Below are 2,850 nucleotides of genomic sequence, written 5' to 3' on the forward strand. Positions count from 1 at the left end.
CCTGTGAGTCTTGATAAATCACGCATATTCTCATCATCCATCGCGATGATCAAGTCATATTCCTCATAATCTGTGTACCGTATCTGCCGAGCCTGTCGCGACGTAAACGGCACACCATGCGCGCGCAGCACCCGTTTTGTCCCCGGATGCGTATCGCTGCCGATCTCGTCGGTACGGCAGGCCTTCGACTCCACGAGGATCTCCTCCGTAAGCCCAGCCTTTGCCACCATATCCTTCATCACAAACTCAGCCATCGTCGACCGGCAGATATTGCCATGACATACGAAAAGAACTTTTTTCATATCCTAACACTCCTCATCACATCAAATTTCATCACTCACGTTATTCCTTCCCCACTATATTACAAAACACGTCGAAACATCAAATTGGCCAATTTTCTGACTGTTTCAATAGCTATTAAAGCAAGTGTTTTGGCAAACTGGAAAGAAATGTGTTAAGGCTCAAAGCCACTTACATGAACTTCGCAAAAGGAGTTGAACGGTATGAAGAAACGAATCCCCGCAATGTTTTTGTCCGCTGATAATATCCATCAACGCTTTGGTAGCAGCCAGATTTTTTGCTCGTCTGCCAAACCAATCCGCCCCCTTCTCAACCGCAGCCTACTTATCATAAAATTTAAGACCTTCATCTTGCAAGCGACTTTTCAAAGCAGTCATGAAAATACGGCCCGGATCTATTTTTTCTGAGCGATAGCCAGGTATATTTTCAATGTATAATCCGCTACTTCGGGCTGCATCCTGCTGATAATGACCAAAGACATAGGAAATTGTCGTGTATTTTTTATGTAAATATTTGATTAGCTCAACATTTGCTTCAAGTTGCGCGTCCGTTAAATCTTCTACGCCATTAACTCCACCTACATTTTCTATGCCAATTGCACACCAGTTGTAGCCTATAATGTGTCTATTAAGCGCTGTTTCAGGTGTGAGTCTGAATATTTTCCCATCCCGTGACACAAGAAAATGGGAAGCAACATTTAGCGTCCCATCAGCACGTGCCTCTTTGTAAAAATAGTTATAAGCAGATTCCCAAGTACCCGATGCTGTCCAATGCACAACAATAGCTTGCGGAATGATATCTATTCGATCCAGATTGTAGTGTGTTATGGCATACTCACGGATAAGCTGCTCTCTAACATCAGACCATAGTATTGGCTTATCAATGATCTGTAATTCACCAGCAAAAGTTTCTGTCATAAGGCAAAGTGAAACCAATAGAAGAAATAATGTCTTTCTTATCATAAACTTTTCTCTCCTCTGTTCCGTGTTTCTCTATGTATTCAACCAATATACCCATATTATCACTATAAAAAGTGTGTCATTATAGTATTTCGATAAATATACGACATTTCCTTTGCGCCCCCCCAAACCTCATACTGGCAAAGGAAAACCGCTGAACTAACCATACATTTCGTTAATTCAGCGGCTTATTTCTATTTCAGATACATTTTTTCCAATTTCCCCAGAGTGCCGTCCATCTTCAGTTCTGCCAGTACAAAATTGATGTAATTCAGCCATTCCTGATCGCCTTTTTACATTTATTTGCTTACGAAAATTCGCTAGTCTAGCATTATTCCGGATAAGCAATAATCCATGGCTGATAGCGTTCTTTTTCGGGAAGCATGGAATGGTCAAACCACATGGAGAAAAATTTTATGGCATTTCCTACCGTATAGCCATCCTGATAATGGTCACAGGTATCGTAGGGGTCAGCAAAGATGAGCATATCATCCAAAGGTGATTCTGTCCCCATGTTGTCATAGCCGATAATCACACGCCAATGACCACCCCACTCCACATTTTCTACCAAAACCGGACGACCATGTGATAGTGGTTCCATCAAAAAAATCCTAAAATCTTCAAAGCGGCTGATTTTATCTGTGTTCAAACCGCTTTTTACATTCCAGCCAATATTCTGGAAAAAATTCACCATATTTTTCAAACTTGTGCCAATAGGATAGCCCTGTGTTTTCATCGCTTTTGCCAAGGACATTTCGTCATAATCCTTATTGCCATACCAGTAAAGCACGGTAAGGGCCGCTGCCGGTCCACAGGTATATTCTCTGGCTTGTTGATAGGTCGGATAATGCGGCAGTACAATACGCCGGCCAATAATGGTTTTCATTTCATAGATATCCAAGTGCTTGAAGTAAGGAGACTCGGCATGATTTATCTCTGTTGGTGCCGAAGATGCGCCTTCCGTCTTGGTATTCAATCCCGCAGGGTAGGGAATTACACGCACCTCATCCGTATTGGCAGCAAACGCTGTTCCCATACTCAGCGCACCAGCCAGCAGGCAGGCGGCGATAGCTTTGGGCCAAAGTTTCTTGAACATCTTTCATTCTCCTTTTTTCGTCAGTTTGTTATGGGAATTCATTCCATCTTGGGATAAGCAGAAATCTAGCTTGCTCCCATCCTCCTTAATTCTGCAAGCGGGCGCCATTATCCTTTATAGCCCCTTGCTCATTCACCGGCCGGCATGAGTATCAGGCAGGCAGGAAGATTCGAAGCCCCCGGTGGAGAGAACTCGAAGTAGTTGGGTACAGAGTTGTCATAGCAGCCTAAATCAGCCAGTTCCATGTTGTTGCCAAAAAGGGCTGTCCCCTCTTCACGAGCTTTGGATACACTCTCCGGCTCCAGGGCAGTCTGATCCCCAAAATAGCCGGGGCCTTCTGGCGTCTCAATTAGTTTCGTATGTGGACTGCGCCCCCGGCGCACAGTCATAATGCCAGCATAGACGCCACCTAAAGGTGACAAGTAGTACTGTACCTTGGGAGCCCCTTTTTTGACAGGTATAGCAATCTTATAGAGCACACCATAATTGCCATAA

At 43.9% G+C, this 2,850-nt stretch carries 3 protein-coding genes and 1 pseudogene; all 4 read right to left on the minus strand.

Annotated elements, in window-relative coordinates:
* Positions 1-302, minus strand: a 302-nt coding sequence (locus tag QZV24_RS10320; RefSeq protein ID WP_294523547.1) for a low molecular weight protein-tyrosine-phosphatase, incomplete at its 3' end; no start/stop codon positions are given.
* 318 nt (positions 303-620) lie between these two features.
* Positions 621-1,262, minus strand: coding sequence for an N-acetylmuramoyl-L-alanine amidase (locus QZV24_RS10325; protein WP_294523549.1), 642 nt, complete (start codon positions 1,260-1,262; stop codon positions 621-623).
* Between the two features lie 328 nt (positions 1,263-1,590).
* Positions 1,591-2,355: a C39 family peptidase gene (locus QZV24_RS10330; RefSeq protein ID WP_294523551.1), complete on the minus strand. Its 765-nt coding sequence runs from the start codon at positions 2,353-2,355 to the stop codon at positions 1,591-1,593.
* Positions 2,356-2,483: 128 nt separating this feature from the next.
* A pseudogene (locus QZV24_RS10335) lies at positions 2,484-2,850 on the minus strand (copper amine oxidase); the annotation flags it as partial.

The sequence above is a fragment of the uncultured Anaerovibrio sp. genome (genome assembly GCA_902786545.1).
Taxonomy (GTDB): Bacteria; Bacillota; Negativicutes; order Selenomonadales; family Selenomonadaceae; genus Anaerovibrio.